Annotated in this window: 17 protein-coding genes and 1 pseudogene; 12 read left to right on the plus strand and 6 right to left on the minus strand. The window is 69.5% G+C overall.

Annotated features, from left to right (window positions below; all coding sequences use genetic code 11):
• Positions 1-28: 28 nt before the first annotated feature.
• The 6 genes from A5789_RS03355 (at position 29) to A5789_RS03380 (ending at position 7,799) form a co-directional block, all read left to right on the plus strand.
• A complete protein-coding gene (locus A5789_RS03355) occupies positions 29-1,381 on the plus strand; it encodes a replication-associated recombination protein A (RefSeq protein WP_082940435.1) in 1,353 nt (450 codons plus the stop codon).
• A gap of 63 nt (positions 1,382-1,444) precedes the next feature.
• Positions 1,445-4,111 carry an alanine--tRNA ligase gene (alaS, locus tag A5789_RS03360; RefSeq protein WP_064906045.1) on the plus strand — a complete coding sequence of 889 codons (2,667 nt, stop codon included), beginning with the start codon at positions 1,445-1,447 and terminating at the stop codon, positions 4,109-4,111.
• Positions 4,111-4,719: a Holliday junction resolvase RuvX gene (gene ruvX / locus A5789_RS03365; RefSeq protein ID WP_082857441.1), complete on the plus strand. Its 609-nt coding sequence runs from the start codon at positions 4,111-4,113 to the stop codon at positions 4,717-4,719. Before alaS ends, ruvX begins: the two co-directional genes overlap by 1 nt.
• Positions 4,712-6,445: an endolytic transglycosylase MltG gene (mltG, locus tag A5789_RS37620; RefSeq protein WP_064906047.1), complete on the plus strand. Its 1,734-nt coding sequence runs from the start codon at positions 4,712-4,714 to the stop codon at positions 6,443-6,445. The genes ruvX and mltG overlap by 8 nt, the downstream gene beginning before the upstream one ends.
• A complete protein-coding gene (locus A5789_RS03375) occupies positions 6,435-7,277 on the plus strand; it encodes a shikimate dehydrogenase (protein WP_064906049.1) in 843 nt (280 codons plus the stop codon). The genes mltG and A5789_RS03375 overlap by 11 nt, the downstream gene beginning before the upstream one ends.
• Before the next feature lie 48 nt (positions 7,278-7,325).
• Positions 7,326-7,799 (plus strand): B-4DMT family transporter, encoded by a 474-nt coding sequence (locus A5789_RS03380; RefSeq protein WP_030513968.1) that lies wholly within the window; start codon positions 7,326-7,328, stop codon positions 7,797-7,799.
• Between the two features lie 60 nt (positions 7,800-7,859).
• Here A5789_RS03380 and aroB read toward each other — a convergent pair whose 3' ends face one another.
• From aroB to A5789_RS03400, 4 genes and pseudogenes are all read right to left on the minus strand, one after another.
• On the minus strand, positions 7,860-8,996 hold the full coding sequence (aroB, locus tag A5789_RS03385; RefSeq protein ID WP_064906051.1) for a 3-dehydroquinate synthase: 1,137 nt from the start codon (positions 8,994-8,996) through the stop codon (positions 7,860-7,862).
• A gap of 659 nt (positions 8,997-9,655) precedes the next feature.
• Positions 9,656-10,171, minus strand: a pseudogene (locus A5789_RS37625) (shikimate kinase); the annotation flags it as partial.
• Positions 10,172-10,227: 56 nt separating this feature from the next.
• Positions 10,228-11,448, minus strand: a complete 1,221-nt coding sequence (gene aroC / locus A5789_RS03395) for a chorismate synthase (protein ID WP_063019646.1) — start codon at positions 11,446-11,448, stop codon at positions 10,228-10,230.
• A gap of 44 nt (positions 11,449-11,492) precedes the next feature.
• Entirely contained in the window at positions 11,493-12,065 is a 573-nt protein-coding gene (locus A5789_RS03400; RefSeq protein ID WP_064906053.1) for an A24 family peptidase, read from the minus strand.
• Between the two features lie 172 nt (positions 12,066-12,237).
• Between A5789_RS03400 and A5789_RS03405 the strand changes: the two genes are divergently transcribed.
• The 5 genes from A5789_RS03405 to A5789_RS03425 all read left to right on the plus strand — a co-directional run bounded on the left by A5789_RS03405 (position 12,238) and on the right by A5789_RS03425 (position 15,551).
• Positions 12,238-13,374 (plus strand): Xaa-Pro peptidase family protein, encoded by a 1,137-nt coding sequence (locus A5789_RS03405; protein WP_063013415.1) that lies wholly within the window; start codon positions 12,238-12,240, stop codon positions 13,372-13,374.
• Between the two features lie 80 nt (positions 13,375-13,454).
• Entirely contained in the window at positions 13,455-14,018 is a 564-nt protein-coding gene (gene efp / locus A5789_RS03410; protein WP_063013413.1) for an elongation factor P, read from the plus strand.
• A 99-nt stretch (positions 14,019-14,117) separates the two neighbouring features.
• The gene (gene nusB / locus A5789_RS03415) at positions 14,118-14,627 is read left to right on the plus strand and encodes a transcription antitermination factor NusB (protein WP_063013411.1); all 510 of its coding nucleotides are present in this window, start codon (positions 14,118-14,120) and stop codon (positions 14,625-14,627) included.
• Positions 14,627-14,884, plus strand: a complete 258-nt coding sequence (locus A5789_RS03420; protein ID WP_064906055.1) for a YciI family protein — start codon at positions 14,627-14,629, stop codon at positions 14,882-14,884. The genes nusB and A5789_RS03420 overlap by 1 nt, the downstream gene beginning before the upstream one ends.
• Positions 14,885-14,993: 109 nt before the next feature.
• Entirely contained in the window at positions 14,994-15,551 is a 558-nt protein-coding gene (locus A5789_RS03425) for a hypothetical protein (RefSeq protein WP_104364371.1), read from the plus strand.
• Positions 15,552-15,565: 14 nt separating this feature from the next.
• Here the strand turns inward: A5789_RS03425 and A5789_RS03430 are convergent, their stop codons facing one another.
• Entirely contained in the window at positions 15,566-16,543 is a 978-nt protein-coding gene (locus tag A5789_RS03430; RefSeq protein WP_064906057.1) for a zinc-binding dehydrogenase, read from the minus strand.
• A 91-nt stretch (positions 16,544-16,634) separates the two neighbouring features.
• Here A5789_RS03430 and A5789_RS03435 point away from each other — a divergent pair, with 91 nt between their 5' ends.
• Entirely contained in the window at positions 16,635-17,207 is a 573-nt protein-coding gene (locus tag A5789_RS03435; protein WP_227463135.1) for a TetR/AcrR family transcriptional regulator, read from the plus strand.
• Here the strand turns inward: A5789_RS03435 and A5789_RS03440 are convergent.
• Positions 17,197-18,441, minus strand: a complete 1,245-nt coding sequence (locus A5789_RS03440) for an SLC13 family permease (RefSeq protein WP_063013403.1) — start codon at positions 18,439-18,441, stop codon at positions 17,197-17,199. The genes A5789_RS03435 and A5789_RS03440 overlap by 11 nt on opposite strands.
• Positions 18,442-18,483: the final 42 nt, after the last annotated feature.

Raw genomic sequence — 18,483 nt, forward strand, 5'->3', positions numbered from 1 at the left:
TGTCGGTGCTCATCGGTACCGTCGAGGCGTGAGCGAAGGGTTGTTCGAGGCGCCGGAGGTGGAGGAGTCGTCTGAGTCGTCCGGCATATCCACCGCACTACCGCCGGCGGGCCGGATGTCCCCGCTGGCGGTGCGCATGCGGCCGGCGAGCCTGGACGAGGTGGTCGGTCAGCAACATCTGCTCGGCCCCGGATCACCGCTGCGCCGGCTGATCGAAGGATCCGGCGCGGCGTCGGTGCTGCTCTACGGCCCGCCCGGGACAGGCAAGACGACGTTGGCCGCCCTCATCTCGACCGCCACCGGCCGTCGCTTCGAGGCGCTGTCGGCGTTGTCGGCGGGCGTGAAGGAAGTGCGGGCGGTCATCGAGCTGGCGCGACGGCGGCTGCTCGTGGGGGAGCAGACCGTGCTGTTCATCGACGAGGTGCACCGGTTCTCGAAAACCCAGCAGGACGCCCTGCTGGCCGCGGTGGAGAACCGGGTGGTGCTGCTGGTCGGGGCGACGACGGAGAACCCGTCTTTCTCGGTGGTGTCGCCGCTGCTGTCGCGATCGCTGGTGCTGCAGCTGAAGTCGTTGTCGGACAACGACATTCGCACCGTGCTGCGTCGCGCGATCGACGACGGGCGAGGCTTGGCCGGGCAGTACACCGTCACCGAGGCGGCGCTCGACCACATCGTCCGCATCGCCGGCGGCGACGCGCGCCGATCGCTCACCGCCCTGGAGGCCTCGGCGGAATCGTCGCTCGACGGCACGGTGGACGTGGATCTGGTCGAGGCCAGTGTCGACAAGGCCGCGGTACGCTACGACCGCGCCGGCGACCAGCACTACGACGTGATCAGCGCGTTCATCAAATCGCTGCGCGGGTCGGATGTCGACGCGGCGCTGCACTATCTGGCCCGGATGATCAGCGCGGGGGAGGATCCGCGCTTCATCGCGCGGCGATTGATGATCCAGGCCTCCGAGGACGTCGGCATGGCCGACCCCACCGCCCTGCAGACCGCGGTCGCCGCCGCGCAGGTGGTCCAGCTGGTCGGTATGCCGGAGGCGCAGCTGGCGCTCGCGCACGCGACCATCCACGTCGCTACCGCACCCAAGTCGGGTGCGGTCGCGGCGGCCATCGGCGCGGCCATGTCCGACATCGCGGCGGGTAAGGCCGGCGCGGTGCCGCCCCACCTGCGCGACGGGCATTACGCGGGCGCGGCGAAACTCGGCAACGCGCAGGGCTACAAATATCCGCACGACCACCCGGACGGGATCCTCGCGCAGCAGTACCCGCCCGACGAACTGGTCGGCGCCGACTACTACACCGCGACCGATCACGGCTACGAGCGCGAGATCGGGCCGCGGGTCACCAAGTTGCGCCGCATCGTCCGAGGTCGCTGAGCCGGGTGCGCGCCGCACGACCGCTGAAAACCGGCTGGACCGCGCCCGGTAGGCTGGATATTCGTGCAGACCCACGAGATCCGACGGCGTTTCCTGGACCACTTCGTCCGTGCCGGCCACACCGAGGTACCGAGTGCCTCGTTGATCCTGCCGGACCCGAACCTGCTGTTCGTCAATGCGGGCATGGTGCAGTTCAAGCCGTATTTCCTGGGCCAGGAGGCGCCGCCGTTCTCGCGCGCGACCAGCGTGCAGAAGTGCGTGCGCACCGGCGATATCGAAGAGGTGGGCGTCACCACCCGCCACAACACGTTCTTCCAGATGGCGGGCAACTTCTCCTTCGGTGACTACTTCAAGGAAGGCGCGATCACCTTCGCCTGGGAGCTGATCAGCAGATCTCAGGAAGAAGGCGGATTCGGCTTCGATCCGGAGCGGATCTGGGTCACCGCCTACGAAAGTGATCCCGAGGCCGCCGAGATCTGGCATCGCGTCGCCGGAATCCCGAAGGAGCGCACCCAGTTCCGCGACGGCAAGGACAACTACTGGGATATGGGTGTGCCGGGTCCCGGCGGGCCGTGCTCGGAGATCTACTACGACCGCGGGCCGGAATACGGCGCCGAGGGCGGCCCGGTCGCCGACGAGGATCGCTACCTCGAGATCTGGAATCTCGTGTTCATGCAGGACATCCGCGGCGAGCAGAGCCCCAAGCTGGGCTATCCGCCGGTCGGATCGCTGCCGAAGAAGAACATCGACACCGGCATGGGCATCGAACGCGTGGCGATGCTGCTGCAGGGCGTGGACAACGTCTACGAAACCGATCTGCTGCGCCCCATCATCTCCAAGGCCGAGGAGCTGACCGGCAAGAGCTACGGCGTCGAACACGCCGACGATGTGCGCTTCCGGGTCATCGCCGACCATGCCCGCACCTCGGCGATGCTGATCGCCGACGGCGTCAATCCCGGCAACGACGGCCGCGGCTACGTGCTGCGCCGGCTGCTGCGCCGGATCGTGCGCTCGGCCCGGCTGCTGGGTGCCGAGAAGCCGGTGATCGGCGAATTCATGAAGGTCGTCAGCGAGCTGATGTCGCCCTCGTACCCGGAACTGGCCACCGATTTCACCCGCATCGAGACCGTCGCCGTCGGTGAGGAGACCGCCTTCCTCAAGACGCTGAGCACCGGGTCGAAGCTGTTCGACGACGCGGTCGCCGAGGTGAAGGCCACCGGTGGGCGCACGATCGCGGGCAGTGAGGCGTTCACCCTGCACGACACCTACGGTTTCCCGATCGATCTGACCCTGGAGATGGCCGCCGAGGCCGGGCTCGAGGTCGACGAGTCGGGCTTCCGCACGCTCATGGCCGAGCAACGGCAGCGAGCCAAGGACGATGCGCAGGCGCGCAAGCACGCCCACGCCGATTTGTCGATCTACAAGGAACTGGTCGACCGCGGCGCCACCGAATTCACCGGCTTCGACGAGCTCGCCACCGAGGCGCGGGTTCTCGCCCTCATCGCCGATGGTGTCCGGGTCCCCACCGCGACCGCCGGGCAGGACGTCGAGGTCATCCTCGATCGCAGTCCCCTCTATGCCGAATCCGGTGGTCAGATCGCCGACCGCGGCACCCTCACGGCGTCGGGCACGGAGTTGCGCGTCAACGACGTGCAGAAGATCGCCAAGAAGCTGTGGGTGCACAAGACCACCGTCGAACGCGGTCGGATCACCGAGGGCGATGCCGTCCTCGCCCAGGTCGATCCGGCGTGGCGGCGTGGCGCCACCCAGGGACACTCCGGCACGCACATGGTGCATGCCGCGCTGCGGCAGGTGCTGGGCCCGAACGCCGTGCAGGCCGGTTCGCTGAACAAGCCCGGCTATCTGCGCTTCGACTTCAACTGGCAGGGCCAGCTGTCCGAGTCGCAGAAGGCCGACATCGAGGCCGTGTCCAACGATGCGGTGGGCTCGGACTTCCCGGTGAACACCTTCGTCACCGATCTGCCCAAGGCCAAGGCGATGGGCGCGCTGGCGCTGTTCGGCGAGAACTACGGGTCCGAGGTGCGCGTCGTCGAGATCGGCGGGCCGTTCTCGATGGAACTGTGCGGCGGTACCCACGTCGAACACTCGTCGCAGATCGGGCCGATCACACTACTCGGCGAATCGTCGGTCGGTTCCGGCGTGCGCCGCGTGGAGGCTTTCGTCGGGCTGGATTCCTACAAGTACCTGGCCAAGGAGCGAGCCCTGCTGGCCGGTGTGGCCGCCTCGCTCAAGGTGCCCTCCGAAGATGTGCCGGCTCGGGTCGAGCAACTGGTGGAACGGTTGAAGGTCGCCGAGAAGGAACTCGAGCGCACCAAGGCCGCGGCCGTGCTCTCGCAGGCGGGTGCGTACGTCGAGCAGGCGCAGCGGGTCGGCGAGGTGCTGCTGGTCGCGGCGGCCGCCCCCAAGGGTGTCGGCGCGGGCGATCTGCGGACCCTGGCCACCGATATCCGCGGCCGATTCGGCAGCGAGCCGGCGGTGGTCGTTCTGCTCGGCAATGCCGACGGCAAGGTGCCGTTCGTGGTCGCGGTGAACAAGCCCGCCCAGGCGCTCGGCGTCAAGGCCGGTGAGCTGGTCGGCAGTTTCGGCCCGAGTATCGCGGGCCGCGGCGGCGGTAAGCCGGAGATGGCGCAGGGCGCCGGCTCCGACCCGTCCGGTATCGAGGCCGGCCTGGCCGGCGTGCGCGCACGGGTGGCCGAGATCGCCGCCTGATGGACCATTCCGAGAATTCGGAGCCTTCGGAACCGGAGCCGTCCCGATCGGGGGCGGCTCCGGAAGCCGGGGCCGCCCGGCCGGACGACATCCCGGCCGAACGCCCCGACGCGCGGACCGATCCCGGCCGCGGCCGGCGGATCGGCATCGACGTGGGGACCGTGCGCATCGGAGTCGCCGCGAGTGACCCGGACGGGATTCTGGCGACCCCGGTGGAGACGGTGCCGACCGTCAAGGGTGGAAAACGCGGTCCGGCAACCGATCTGCTCCGGGTAGCCGAGATTGTGCGGGAATACGAAGCGGTCGAGGTAATCGTCGGTCTACCACGGACATTACGGGGGGCCAGCGGCTCGTCGGCACAGCTGGCCGCCCGGTTCGCGCGACGTTTGCGGAACATGATTCCTGGTGTGCCGATACGACTTTCCGACGAACGTTTGACTACGGTGTCAGCTGCACGTGCATTGCGGGACAGTGGAGTTCGCGCGCGCGGCCGGCGGCAGGTGATCGACCAGGCGGCCGCCGTGTCGATCCTGCAAGGGTGGTTGGACGAACGGAGTGCGGTGTTGAACTCGGCCGGTGCAGACGAGGCCAGGTGGTCGGATGAGTGACCGCTGGTCGCGGGCCGGAGAACGCTCGCGCCGGCGCGCCGACGAGCAGCAGCGGCGCTACCGGCGTGGTGGTGCGCATCGCAGCGCCACCGACGAGTGGGACGACTACGAGGACGACGACACCGCCGTCATCCCGCGCTACGTCGACGAGGACGAGCCGGCCGCGCACTACGCCGACACCGCCGCCGGGTACGGCGCTCGCTATGACCACGAGCTCGCCGGCGCCGGATACGCGGATCCCGACTACCCCGACCCCGACTACCCCGACCCCGACTACGCCGAACCGGGGTACGAGCGGACCGGCGGCAGCGGCCATCGGTATCGCCGCGACGAGTACGACTCCGAAACCGATATCGAACCGATCGCCGACGACGAGCCGGAACCCGCGCCCGCGGCCGCCAGGCGCGGCGCCCGGGCGAGCGCGGCCTCGCCGCAGGAGGCGCAGCGGGGAAGCCGCCGCGGTTCCGGCGGCAAGTCCGCGGGGAGAGCGCAGGCTCGTGCCTCGGGCCGACCGGCACGGTCGGGCTCGTCCGGTGGGCGTAGCCGCCGCACTCGCGTGGCCTCCCGCAAGGCGGCCGAGCGGCAGCGTCGCCGCCGGAATCTGCTCGTCCTGGGGTGCGTGTTCGTCGTCCTGTTCGTGGTGGCCGGTGGTTACGCCGGATACAAATTCGTCCGCTCGATGGGCGGACCCGAGGATTTCGACGGCCCGCCCGGCCCGCTGGCCGTGGTCCAGGTGCACACCGGTGACACCGCCGAACAGATCTCGCAGACCATGGTCGAAAGGGGTGTCGTCCGTAGCAGCGGGGCCTTCTACCAAGCGGCCGTGCGGAATTCGGGCATCACCTCGGTGCAGCCGGGCTATTACGCGGTGCCGACGCACAGCAAGGGTGCCGACGCGGTCGCGGCCCTGCTGAAGAAGACCTCCCGGGTGGGCAACGTGGTGGTCTCCGAAGGACGGCGGCTGCACGATTCCACGGATGTGAACACCGGCGCCCGTAACGAGGGCATCTACCGCAAGATCGCCGACGCCAGCTGCGTCGGGACCGGTGCGGACAAGAAATGCGTCACCTACGAACAACTCGATGCCGCCGGGGCCACGGCCGACGCGACCGCGCTGGGCGTTCCGGCCTGGGCCGTCGACGCGGTGCGCAAGGTCCCCGATCGCACACGCCAGCTCGAGGGCATGATCGCCGCGGGCACCTGGGATTTCGATCCTTCCGGCACGCCCGAGCAGATTCTGGCGCAGCTGGTGAGCGAGAGTGCCGCCGGCTACGAGACGACCGGACTGCTGCAGTCGGGGGCGACCAACAAACTGAATCCCTATCAGACGCTGATCGCGGCCTCACTGGTCGAACGGGAAGCGCTGCCCCAGGACATGTCGAAGGTGGCCCGGGTGATCGTGAATCGGCTCGCGGTCGATCAGCCGTTGCAGCTGGATTCCACGGTCAACTACACCCTCGACCGCACCGAGGTCGCCACCACGGATGCCGACCGGGCGCGCAAGACACCGTGGAACACCTACGCCATGCCGGGGCTGCCGGCCACGCCGATCTCCTCGCCGTCGCTGGATGCCATGCGCGCGGTGGAGAATCCGGCGCCGGGACCGTGGCTGTACTTCGTCACCGTCGACAAGCAGGGCACCACCATGTTCGCCGAAAGCTACAGCGAACATCTGCGCAATATCCAACGCGCCCAGCAGAGCGGAATTCTCGACAGTGGCCGATAACGGAGCGGGATCGCCGGAATCGGGACGCAAGGCAGCGGTACTGGGCAGTCCGATCGCGCATTCGCGGTCCCCGCAATTGCATCTGGCCGCCTATCGTGCGCTGGGGCTGGACTGGACCTACGAGCGCATCGAATGCACCGGCGAGCAACTGCCCGCCCTCATCGACAGCTTGGATTCGTCCTGGGTCGGGCTGTCGGTGACGATGCCCGGCAAGGTCGCGGCCCTGAACTACGCCGGCGAACGGACCGAGCGCGCGGTTCTGGTCGGCTCCGCCAACACCTTGGTGCGCACCGCGACCGGGTGGCGAGCCGATTGCACCGATGTGGACGGCGTGCGTGGCGCGCTACAGGGCGGCGGCGTGGAAACGGTGCGCCGATCGGTCGTGCTCGGGGCGGGCGGTACCGCGCGACCGGCACTGCTGGCGCTGGCCGAACTCGGCGCCGAGACGGTCACCGTGGTCGCCCGTGACGCCGAGCGGGCCGAGCCGACCCTCGCGCTGGCTCGCCGGCTGGGAATGGCGACCGAGTTCTCCGACTTCGACGCCGATCGGGTGCGCGCGGCATGTGCGCGCGCCGACGCGGTGGTCAGCACGGTGCCGGCCGCCGGTGCGGCGGTGGTGGCCGAGGCGGTCGCGGCGGCGCCGGTGGTGCTGGACGCGATCTACGATCCGTGGCCGACGCCGCTCGCGACCGCCGTGCGGCGTGCGGGGCATACCGTCGTCAGCGGATTGCAGATGCTGCTGAATCAGGCCTACGGCCAGGTCGAACAGTTCACGGGCCGGCCCGCGCCACGGGCGGCGATGGCGGCGGCTCTGGATCTCCGTGACTTCTAGAACCGGTTCCAATTCGATGACGTCACAACACAGGCTAAGGTGATCGACATGAATTCGTGGGTGTTGCGCGCCATAGTCCTCGGTGCGCTGACCGTCGTACTGCGAACCCTGCTGGGTTTCGGCATGATCTACTGGCCGACCAACGGCTCGTGGATGCGCATCGTGTGCTTGATCGTGCTGGTCGTCGCGGGCGTCGCCTGGGGGCTGATCGACGGTCGCAGTGATCGGCGGGCCAATCCCGATCCGGAGCGCGGCGGTGCCGACCTCACCATGCGCTGGCTGAAGGCCGGTGTGGTCGGTGGTGTGGGCAGCGGGCTGGTGGCGTGGCTGCTGGATTTCGTGCCGAAGTTCGATCTCGGCGACAACGGTCTGCTGTTCGAACTGACCGCTGGTGCCTCGTTCATCGTGCTGATGATCTTCATTCCGGCGATGGTCGGCGTGGCGATCGGCCGTTTCCTGGTGGGCCGGGATCGGCGCAAGAGCGAATCCTCGGTACCCCCGGCGGCGGCCTCCCCGGCCTGATCGCCGAATGATCCGCTCATCCGGGCCGCGGATCCTGTCCGCGGCCCGGATTTTCGTGTGCTAGAGCAGGATTCCGCCGACGGGGCTGTCCTCGCGGGCGATGGTCGCATACGCCGCCGCCAGCAGCGACGGATCGGGACCCTCCAGCCGGCCCGGCTTGGCCAGACCGTCGAGAACGACGAATCGAACGATGCCCGAGCGGGTCTTCTTGTCGGTCTGCATGGTTTCGAGCAACTGCGGCAGCGCATCGGCGTCATAGGTGGTCGGCAGGCCGACGCTCTCCAGAATCGCGCGGTGCCGGTCGGCGGTCGCGTCGTCGAGGCGCCCGGCCAGCCGGCCGAGTTCGGCCGCGAAGACGAGGCCGACCGAGACCGCCGCACCGTGGCGCCACCGGTAGCGTTCCCGCCGTTCGATCGCGTGCCCGAGGGTATGACCGTAGTTGAGGATCTCGCGCAGGCTCGCCTCCTTGAGATCGGCGGCCACCACGTCGGCCTTCACCTGGATCGCCCGGCGGACCAACTCCGGCAACACGTCGCCCTTCGGGTCCAGTGCGGCGGCGGGGTCGCGTTCGATCAGGTCGAGGATCACCGGGTCGGCGATGAATCCGGCCTTGATGATCTCGGCCATTCCGGCGACGATCTCGTTGGGCGGCACCGTTTCGAGGGTGACCAGATCCACCAGCACGGCCGACGGTTCGTGGAAGCAGCCGACCAGGTTCTTCCCGGCCTCGGTGTTGATTCCGGTTTTGCCCCCGACCGCCGCGTCGACCATCGCCAGCAGCGTGGTGGGCACGTGGACGACCTTCACGCCGCGCATCCAGGTGGCGGCGACGAACCCGGCCAGATCGGTGGCCGCACCCCCGCCGAGGCTGATCACGACGTCCTGGCGGGTGAGGCCGATGCGGCCGAGCACCTCCCAGCAGAAGCCGGCGACCGGCAGGTCCTTCCCGGCCTCGGCATCCGGGATTTCGATGCGGTGCGCGTCGAGGGTGTCACCGTGCGAGCCGACGGCCTGCTCGGCGAGCGCCTGCCGCACCACCTCCGCGGTCTCGGTCAGCGGCGGCTGATGGAAGATCGCCACGGTCCGCACGCCGGGATGGCGGGCGACCTGCTCGACCAGTTCGCCCAGCAGCCCCCGGCCGATGATCACCGGATACGGATCGGCGGTTCGGACGTCGATGCGGGTGGGCTCGCTCATGTGTGCTGCTCCGATTCCTCTAGTGCTCGTCGTAGGCGTGCCCGGCGGGCGCGGGCGCGTCGGGACCGACCGGCCCCGGGTGCCGCTTCGTGCGCGGTCTGCGCGGCGTCACCCGCGAGACGTCCAGCGGGCGAAGGTGTTTCGTCGGGTGCGGGCACCGGCAGCGGCTCCGGTCCGGAGCCGACCGGGCGCACCGGCTCCGGATGGGGCGCCGCCGCCGGGCCGGGGTTCCGACTCGCGGCGGGAGGGCCGGCGGCGCGGGTGGCGGTACGCCGGATTCGTCCCGGTCGTGCATTCTGCTGTGCGGCGGATGGTTTCGCGTCGGTGTCGGCCGCCGCCGGTTCGGACGTGCGGGCGGGACGCTCGGCGGCGGGGTCGATGGGCGGCGTGTCGGCCGAGGTGCCGGTCCGGTTGCGGGAGTGTCGGCGGCCGCCGCGGCGGGACCGCCGGGCTCGGCGGCGCGGCTGGGTACGGTCCGTCTCGATCGAATCCGGTTGCGCGGCTTCGGTTTCACCGGGCTCGGGTGCGGTCCGCGCGGCGCTGTCGGCCGCGGCGCGGGTGCGGCGACGACGCCCACGCGGGCGGGAACGACGGGTGCCCGTGGGTTCGGCACTCGTCGAATCCGGTTGCGGCGCCGGTGTTTCGGCCGGTTCGACGCCGAGTTTGGTGAGGATGGCACGGACGACGCGGCCGGGACTGCGGCCGTCGGTGCGGATCCGGATGGAGGCCACCTCGCGATACAGCGGTCGGCGCACGCGCATGAGTTCGCGATATTTCGCGCTCGGATCGTCGCCGTTGAGCAGCGGCCGATTCGTCGACGCCCCGGTCCGGCGCAGTCCCTCGGACACGCTGATCTCCAGGTACACCACCGTGCGCCCGCGCAACAACTCCCGGGTCGCCGCGGACAGGATCGCACCGCCGCCGAGGGATACGACCCCGTGTTCGGCGAGGATCGCGCGGCGCACCACGCGTTCCTCGATGCGCCGGAATTCCGGCTCGCCGTCGGTGGCGAAGATGTCGGGGATGCTGCGACCGGTGTCCTGTTCGATCCCGGCGTCGGTGTCGTAGAGCGAGACGCCGAGTTCGCGAGCGAGCTTGCGCCCGATCGTCGACTTACCGGCCCCGGGCGGGCCGATGAGGATCACGCTGGGCCGGCCGGGGTCGCTGCGGACGATCACGACGGCTGTCCCGGGCGCCGGACCCGGGCGGTGCCGCGCGCGGGATCAGCCATTCATGCCTCCGACGCCACGACGCCCGGGATGTGCGGGCGGGTCTGGATGCGCTTCTGGTACGTCGTGAGGTTGTCGACGGTCTCGGCGAGGGAATCGCCGCCGAACTTCTCCAGCACCGCCTGCGCGACGACGAGCGCGACCATGGCCTCGGCGACCACACCGGCGGCAGGGACCGCGCAGACGTCGGAGCGCTGATGGATGGCCACCGCCTCGTCGCCGGTGGCCATATCCACGGTGGACAGCGCGCGCGGAACGGTGGAGATGGGCTTCATCGCCGCGCGCACGCGCAGGGCTTCGCCGTTGGTCATACCGCCCTCGAGGCCGCCGGCGCGGTTGGTGGAGCGCAGCACCCCGTCGGGACCAGGGCGCATTTCGTCGTGGGCGGCGCTGCCGCGCCGCCGCGCGGTCTCGAATCCGTCGCCGACCTCGACACCCTTGATGGCCTGGATCCCCATCAAGGCAGCGGCCAGCCGGGAATCCAGACGCTGTTCACCGCTGACGAACGATCCCAATCCGACCGGCAGTCCGGTGACCACCACCTCGACGACGCCACCGAGGGTGTCGCCGTCCTTCTTGGCGGCCTCGATCTCGGCGATCATCGCGGTTTCGGCCTCGGGGTCGAATGCGCGGACCGGGCTGGCGTCGACGGCCTCGAGATCGGCAGCGGACGGCACGAAACCCGGACGCGCGGCCGCGGTGCCGATCGAGACCACGTGGGAGACGACCTCGACGCCGAGGGCCTGGCGCAGGAACTGCCGCGCTACGGTGCCCGCGGCGACCCGAGCGGCGGTTTCGCGGGCACTGGCGCGTTCGAGCACGTTGCGGGCGTCGTCGAAGCCGTATTTGAGCATCCCCGAGTAGTCGGCGTGGCCGGGACGGGGGCGCGTCAGCGGGGCGTTGCGGGCCAGCTCGGCCAGTTCGGCCTCGTCGACCGGGTCGGCGGCCATGACCTCGGTCCACTTCGGCCATTCGGAATTGGCGATCTCGATCGCGACGGGGCCACCCATGGTGCGGCCGTGGCGGATCCCGCCGATCACGGTGACCTTGTCGGCCTCGAACTTCATCCGCGCGCCGCGGCCGTAGCCCAGTCGTCGCCGCGCCAGTTGCGCGGCGATATCGGCCGAGGTCACCTCGACACCGGCCACCATCCCCTCGACGATGGCGACAAGAGCGGGACCATGAGACTCACCAGCAGTAATCCAGCGCAACACGACCTCCATCTTTCCACGTCACAACGGTTCCCCGGACATCGGTGTCCACGCGGCTACACCGTGGGCCACAGTGCCGCAACGGTAGCCAGGCACATCGCGGGCCCGTGTGGCACCGTGATCGAGGCGCCGAACACACCATGGCGACGGTTCGAATCTCGGGCCGCGGCCGGACGGTCACCGGGATGCGCGGCACGGATCGCGGTGCCGTCTCGGACGTGCGCGATCGGCCTGCCGCCGGCGCCGACCGCGCGGGAGGCGCGGGCGGCGACCTGCATCGCGACCAGCGCGCCGAGTCCGGCCGAAGCGGTCAGCAGGGGTGCGCCGATCGCGGCCCACACCCAGCAGGACGGCCCGCCCACCGCCGCGGCGGCGCCGGTGCCGAGCGCCAGCTTCACATCTCCCGCCCCGCACGCCGCCGGCTCGACGAGATGCACCAGTAGGTACGGCACGGCGAGCAGCAGCGCACCGGCGATCGCCGCGCCGGCCCGGCCGGTCGATGCCGCGAGCACCGGCACCACCGCCGCACCCGGCAGGGTGAGCACGTCGGGCAGTCGCCCGGTCCGAATGTCGATCACGCTGAGTGCGACGCACCAGACGATCAGTGCGAGATAGGCGGTGGTGGTCATGCACTCATCGTCGCTCGCGGCACGTGCCCGCCCGGCCCCGCGAACCTGAAATGTGGACAACCGCAACAGTTGTGAACACGCGACGAGTAACACCGCCCCGCCGCCGGTCGCGGACGGGGTCGCGGGTGACTGCGTGACGGCCTCGCAATACGACAGCGGTAGCGTGGCAGCCATGTCTGCTGATGACGGTGCCCGGCGCCCCGACCACGCTGCGCGTCGGGCCGGGTTGCGAGACCTGTTGGTGGAGAACGGGGTCGATGCCCTGCTGGTGACCGATCTGGTGAATATCCGGTACCTGACCGGCTTCACCGGCTCCAACGCCGCCCTGCTCGTGCACTCCTGGGACGGCAGCCAGGTGGGCGAGGACGGCGAGCGGACGGTCATCTGCACCGACGGCCGCTACATCACCCAGGTCGGCGACCAGGTACCCGACGTGCACGCCGAGATCGCTCGCGCCAGTGCGCGCCGGTTGGTCGAACTGGCCGGGGAATGGCAGATCGGCCGCGTCGGCTTCGAAAGTCACGTCGTGACCGTCGACCAGCACCGCGGCTTCGTCGAGCAGGGCAGCGGCCTTCAATTCGTCCCCGCGCCCGGTCTGGTCGAACAACTGCGCACGGTCAAGGACGACTACGAGATCGAGCAGCTGCGGGCGGCGTGCGCGGCCGCCGACGCCGCGCTGGCGACCCTGCTGGAACGAGGGGGACTGCGTCCGGGCCGCACCGAGCGCCAGGTCGCCCGCGAGCTGGAGTGGCTGATGTTCGAGCACGGCGCCGACGCGATCGCCTTCGAGACCATCGTGGCCGCCGGTGCCAATTCCGCAGTGCCGCATCATCGCCCGACCGACGCGGTGCTGGCGGCGGGCGATTTCGTGAAGCTCGATTTCGGCGCGGTGGTCGGCGGCTACCACTCGGATATGACGCGCACCCTGGTGCTGGGCGAGCCGACAGATTGGCAGCGCGAGATCTACCAGCTCGTATACGAGGCGCAGCGGGCCGGCCGCGAGGCGCTGGCACCCGGTGTGCCGTGCGCGGCGGTCGATGCTGCGGCCCGCTCGGTGATCGCGTCGGCCGGGCACGGCGACCTGTTCGTGCACGGCCTCGGACACGGCGTCGGACTGCAGATCCACGAAGCGCCTCCGGTCGCCAAAACCGCGACCGGTACACTTCTGGATGGCGTGGCGGTGACCGTCGAGCCAGGTGTGTATTTCCCCGGCCGCGGCGGAGTTCGCATCGAGGACACGCTCGTGGTTCGTGCGGGGGGTCCGGAGTTGCTCACCCACACCACCAAAGACCTCACCGTGGTCGACTGACCCCGGCTGCCCCAACGGGCCGGTCCCTACGGCCCGGCCTACAGAACGTCGAACAGTACTAACAAGGAGATCCGAGGACAGTGGCGGACACCAGCGACTTCAAGAACGGCCTCGTGCTGAAGATCGACGGTCAGCTCCAGCAGATCGTCGAGTTCCAGCACGTCAAGCCGGGTAAAGGTCCCGCGTTCGTGCGGACCAAGCTGAAGAACGTGCTGTCCGGCAAGGTGGTCGACAAGACGTTCAACGCCGGCGTGAAGGTGGAGACCGCCACCGTGGACCGCCGGGACATGACCTACCTGTACCACGACGGGTCGGACTACATCTTCATGGACGGCCAGACCTTCGACCAGATCGGTATCGACGAGCAGACCATCGGTAAGGGCGCCGGCTTCCTGCTGGAGAACATGACCGTGCAGGTCGCCACGCACGAGGGCGCGCCGCTGTACGTCGAGCTCCCGGTCACCGTCGAACTCGAGGTCACCCACACCGAGCCCGGCCTGCAGGGCGACCGCTCCAGCGCCGGCACCAAGCCCGCGACGCTGGAGACCGGTGCCGAGGTGCAGGTGCCGCTGTTCATCAACGTCGGCGACAAGCTGAAGATCGACTCGCGCGACGGCGGCTATCTGGGCCGGGTCAACGCCTGATCCTCCGGATCCACCGGCCCGGCGCCGGAACCATGGGCGGCGCGCGCGTATCGGCTTTCCGGTATCGCTCGCGCCGCCGTCGACACTGCGAACGGGATAATGGTGATCGTGGCTGATCAGCCCGTGGACAAGAAGTCCACCCACAAGAAACTCGGAGCCCGGCACAAGGCCCGCCGCCGGGCTGTGGATCTGCTCTTCGAGGCCGAGGCGCGCGACATCGACCCGGCCGACCTGGTCGCGGAGCGCCTGGACCTGGCCGGTCGCGACGAACAGGTCGCCCCGGTGAATCCCTACACCCGCACCCTCGTCGAAGGCGTCGCCGACGATCTGGATCGCGTCGACGGCACCATCGAGTCCTATCTGCAGGACTGGACCCTGGGGCGGCTGCCCGCGGTGGACCGCGCCATTCTGCGGGTGGCGGTGTGGGAGTTGTTCCACGCCAACGATGTTCCGCCGGTGGTGGCGGTCGACGAGGCCGTCGAGCTGGCGAAGGAACTGTCGACCGACGATTCGCCCGCGTTCGTCAACGGCGTGCTCGGCCGCATCGTGACGCTGGCCGACCAGGTGCGCGCCGCCGCGGCCGCCACCCGCCGCGACAGCGGGGCGTGATGATCAAATACCTCGTCCTCGCGATGCGCACCTCGGCGTGGACCGACGCGGTCATCGAACCGCACCGCGAATGGCTGGCCGATGTGCGCGCGCGAGGACAGCTGGACTGCACCGGCCGATTCACCGACGGCAGCGGCGGCGCCTATCTGGTGCTGGCCGAGAACCTCTCGGCCGCACGGGAATTGGTGTTCACCGATCCCATTCACACCACCGGCGCCTCCGAGCTGACGATCCGCGAATGGGAGATCACGGGCTGAGTCGTATTCGCGACATGCCCGTCAGATTCGGACAAATCCGTCAAATTTCCCGGATGCCCGCCGCGCCCGCATACTGTTCCGGTCACTTGACCTAGAAAAGGTGGAACGGATGCGGTTCAATTCGGCGACAGTGCGTACGGCACTGCGTCTCGCCCCGGCGATCGTCGCGGCGGCGACCCTGGCCACGACCGGTTGCTCGGCGGTGGAAAAAGGTGTCGACAAGGGTGTTCAGGTCGCCAAGGACCACAACAAATCCGACACCGCCCGGGCGAAGGTGGGCGACTGCATCAACGTGATCAACGCCTCGGCCGTCGATTCCGATACCGCACCGGTCGCCTGCACCTCCGACAAAGCCGTCTACAAGGTGGCGCAGGTGCACGACGCCAAGGTCGAGTGCGGGGCAGATTTCACCTCGTACGAGGAAACCCTCAACGGCGGCACGCTGGCGTATCTGTGCCTGGCGCCGAATTTCAAAACGGGACTGTGCTATGCGGATTCGCCGCTCAGCGGCTACAAGTACGCCGACTGCACATCCTCGGAGGCGAGTTTCCGGGTCGCCCAGCGCATCGACGGACAGGCCGACGACACGCTGTGCGGCCCGGAGTCCGACAGTGTGATCACATTGTCGGACCCGCAGACGACATTCTGTCTGGCACAACCGAAGTGAGCCGGGTCCTCCGCTCAGACGGTCCCGGGGCGCAAGACGATCGTGCCGAAGGTCGTACGCTCGTCGACCCGCCGATGGGCCTCGGCCGCATCCGCCAGCGGTAGCACACTGTCGATCAGCACGGTGAGATCACCGGCGGCGGCGAGTTCGAACGCCGCCGCCCGCTTCGCCGCCACCCCGGCCAGCCACTGCGCTCCGGAGCATCCGGTGAACGTGAGCCCGCGCATGATCAGGTCCATCGTCGTGACCTGGGCGGGAGCGCCGGACAGCCAGCCGTATCCGAGCATACGGCCTCGCAACGGGGTCATGACATCGAGGACGGCCGCGGCGCTCTCGCCGCCGATCGAGTCGAAAACCACGTCCACCGTGGCGTTTTCGAGGCGTTCGCCGAGCCGGCGCGGCCAATCCGGATCGCGGTGGTCGACGACCGTGTGCGCGCCGAGTTCGCGGGCGCGCTCGGTTTTGGCCGCGCCGCCGGCGGTGGCGATGATGTGTGCGGCGCCGGATCGGGCGGCCAATTGGGTGAGGTAGCCGCCGATTCCGGTGGCCGCGGCTTCGATCAGAACGGTGTCGGTACCGGTGAGTGCCGCGGCCTCGAGCAGGGCCAGTGCCACCGATCCGCTCATCGCCACGGCCGCGGCGGCATCGCTCGCCAATCCGTCCGGTACGCGGACCGCGGATTCGGCGGGGGCGCACATCCATTCCGCGTAACTGCCGAAGTCGTTGCGCGCCACCAGGACCCGCTGCCCTTTCCATTCCGGGGCGACGTCTTCGGCCACGGCGGTGACGACCCCGACCGCCTGGGTTCCGAAGACCGCCGGGGTCGGCGTCGGTGTCGGGAACATGCCCGACCGCAACATCGTCTCCGGGTACAGCACCGGGACCGCCTCCACCCGGATCAGCACCTCGCCGGGCTGGGGGCTGGGCTCGCCCACCTCGCGCGCGACGAGGACCTCCGGTCCACCGACCCCGGTCATTACGATTGCCTGCATATCGACCTCATAACTTGACTAACGGTCCAGATACTTCGCCCGGAAGAATATGGACCGTCGGTCAAGTTTGTCAACGGGACTGGAGTGGGCAGTGGCGCAGCAGCGCAGAGAACGAGCCGATGCGGCGCGCAACCGTCGCGCGATCCTCGATGCGACGCGGGCGCTGCTGGCCGAAGGTGGGGCCGAGGCGGTGACCATGGACCGGGTGGCCGCCGCGGCGGGAGTCGGCAAGGGCACGGTGTTTCATCGTTTCGGCTCGCGCGCGGGACTGTTGCACGCGATGGTCGCCGAACCGGCCGAAACACTGCGGGCGGCGATCACCGACGGCCCGCCGCCGCTGGGCCCCGGCGCGCCTGCGGGGGAGCGGCTGCTCGCCTTCTTCGATGCGATGGCCACGATGGTCGCCGACAACGTCGAACTGATGGTCGCGGCCTACCGCAGCGTGCCCCCGCATCCGCGCACGTCCGAATTCCACGCCACCTGGGCGGAGCACATCACGAAGCTGCTGACCGAGGCGCGTCCGGATCTCGACGCCGAGGGGGTCGGCCACCTGCTGTTCGGCATGCTGGGCAGCGATTACGCCCTTTCCGCGGTGCGCGAAGGGCAGAGCGAAAGGTTGCGAGAATCCGTGCGGCAGGTGGTGCTCGCTGTGGTCAGCCCGTGAGCAGAACGCCGCCCACCGCACCCGCGGTCGCGATCACGGCCAGCGCCAGCCCGGTGCACACGAACCGGACCGGCGGCACCCGGACCGCGTGGGAACGGCAGAACTCCAGGCACAGCAGCGTGGCCAGCGAGGCCCACGGCGTGGCTATCGCGCCGACGTTCGTGCCGATCAGCAAGGACAGCAACTGGTTTCGGTGGTCGGGCGGTATCACCGCCTCACCGGCGGTGTAGGCGGGCAGGTTGTTGACGATATTCGACAGGCCGAGGCCCGCACCGGCAGCGCGATAGGCCCCGGCCGTGCCGGAATCGGTGCCGATGAGCGCGGCCATCAGATCCGAGAGCCCGTACCGGCCCAAGGTCGGGATGACCAGGAACAGTCCGATCACGAAGATCAGCAGCTGCCACGGGATCAGCGACGGGCGCAGCGCGCTGCGGTCGAACACGGCGAATCCGGCGATCGCGAGGACCGCCGCGGCGAGTGCGGCGTAGCCGATGTGGTCGCCGACGAAGGGAATCGCCAGGACGAACAGCGCGCAGGCGCCCCCGGCCGTCGCGAACAGCGCCCGGTCCCGGGTGTTGCGCAGCCGGATCGGGGCGGGCGCCAGGTAGCGATCGGTGCCGCGCCGGCCGCGTCGCCAGTACCAGATCCACAGCGCCGCCATGGTCGCGATGAGCGAGATCAACTGCGGCAGCCACATTCTGGCCGCGAAGCCGGTGGCATCGAGGCCGATCCGGTCGGCGGCGAGCAGATTGGTGAGGTTGGATACGGGCAGCAGCAGACTGGCGGTGTTCGCCAGCCACAATGTGGTCATCGCCAGCGGCAGCGGTGGAATGCGCGCGGGCTTGGCCAAGGCCAGCATGACCGGTGTCAGCAGGACCGCGGTGGTGTCGAGGTTGAGCACCATCGTCGTCAGGGCCGCGAAACCGACGCAGAGCACGAACAGCGCCGGATAGCGTCCCCGCCCGGCGATCGCGATTCGATGGGCGATGACGTCGAAAACCTGTGCGCGCCGGGCCAGGTGGGCCAGCACGATCACACTGCCGAGAAACAGCAGCAGCGGTCCGATCCGGCGCATATTCGCCTCGGCGTCGGCCCGCGGCAGCCATCCGGTCAGCACGCACAGCACCCCGGCCGCGAGGACGGCGATGCGGATCCAGTCCAGCAGACGCGGTGCGGCGGCTTCCTCCGGCTCCGTCTCGTGCGCGCTGCGTTCGGGCGCCACCGGTTCGGACATCCGGCCATCATCGCACCGTGGCGCAGACCCGCGCGTGCCGGA

Origin of the sequence: Nocardia sp. 852002-51101_SCH5132738 (assembly GCF_001665695.1) — a bacterium.
Taxonomy (GTDB): domain Bacteria; phylum Actinomycetota; class Actinomycetes; order Mycobacteriales; family Mycobacteriaceae; genus Nocardia; species Nocardia nova.

Coding starts and splice junctions, on each gene's coding strand:
- ruvX (WP_082857441.1), top strand. CDS start 4,111: ATGGACCATTCCGAGAATTCGGAGCCTTCGGAACCGGAGCCGTCCCGA.
- mltG (WP_064906047.1), top strand. CDS start 4,712: ATGAGTGACCGCTGGTCGCGGGCCGGAGAACGCTCGCGCCGGCGCGCC.
- A5789_RS03380 (WP_030513968.1), top strand. CDS start 7,326: ATGAATTCGTGGGTGTTGCGCGCCATAGTCCTCGGTGCGCTGACCGTC.
- aroB (WP_064906051.1), bottom strand. CDS start 8,996: ATGAGCGAGCCCACCCGCATCGACGTCCGAACCGCCGATCCGTATCCG.
- aroC (WP_063019646.1), bottom strand. CDS start 11,448: ATGGAGGTCGTGTTGCGCTGGATTACTGCTGGTGAGTCTCATGGTCCC.
- A5789_RS03400 (WP_064906053.1), bottom strand. CDS start 12,065: ATGACCACCACCGCCTATCTCGCACTGATCGTCTGGTGCGTCGCACTC.
- A5789_RS03405 (WP_063013415.1), top strand. CDS start 12,238: ATGTCTGCTGATGACGGTGCCCGGCGCCCCGACCACGCTGCGCGTCGG.
- nusB (WP_063013411.1), top strand. CDS start 14,118: ATGGTGATCGTGGCTGATCAGCCCGTGGACAAGAAGTCCACCCACAAG.
- A5789_RS03420 (WP_064906055.1), top strand. CDS start 14,627: ATGATCAAATACCTCGTCCTCGCGATGCGCACCTCGGCGTGGACCGAC.
- A5789_RS03425 (WP_104364371.1), top strand. CDS start 14,994: ATGCGGTTCAATTCGGCGACAGTGCGTACGGCACTGCGTCTCGCCCCG.
- A5789_RS03430 (WP_064906057.1), bottom strand. CDS start 16,543: ATGCAGGCAATCGTAATGACCGGGGTCGGTGGACCGGAGGTCCTCGTC.
- A5789_RS03440 (WP_063013403.1), bottom strand. CDS start 18,441: ATGTCCGAACCGGTGGCGCCCGAACGCAGCGCGCACGAGACGGAGCCG.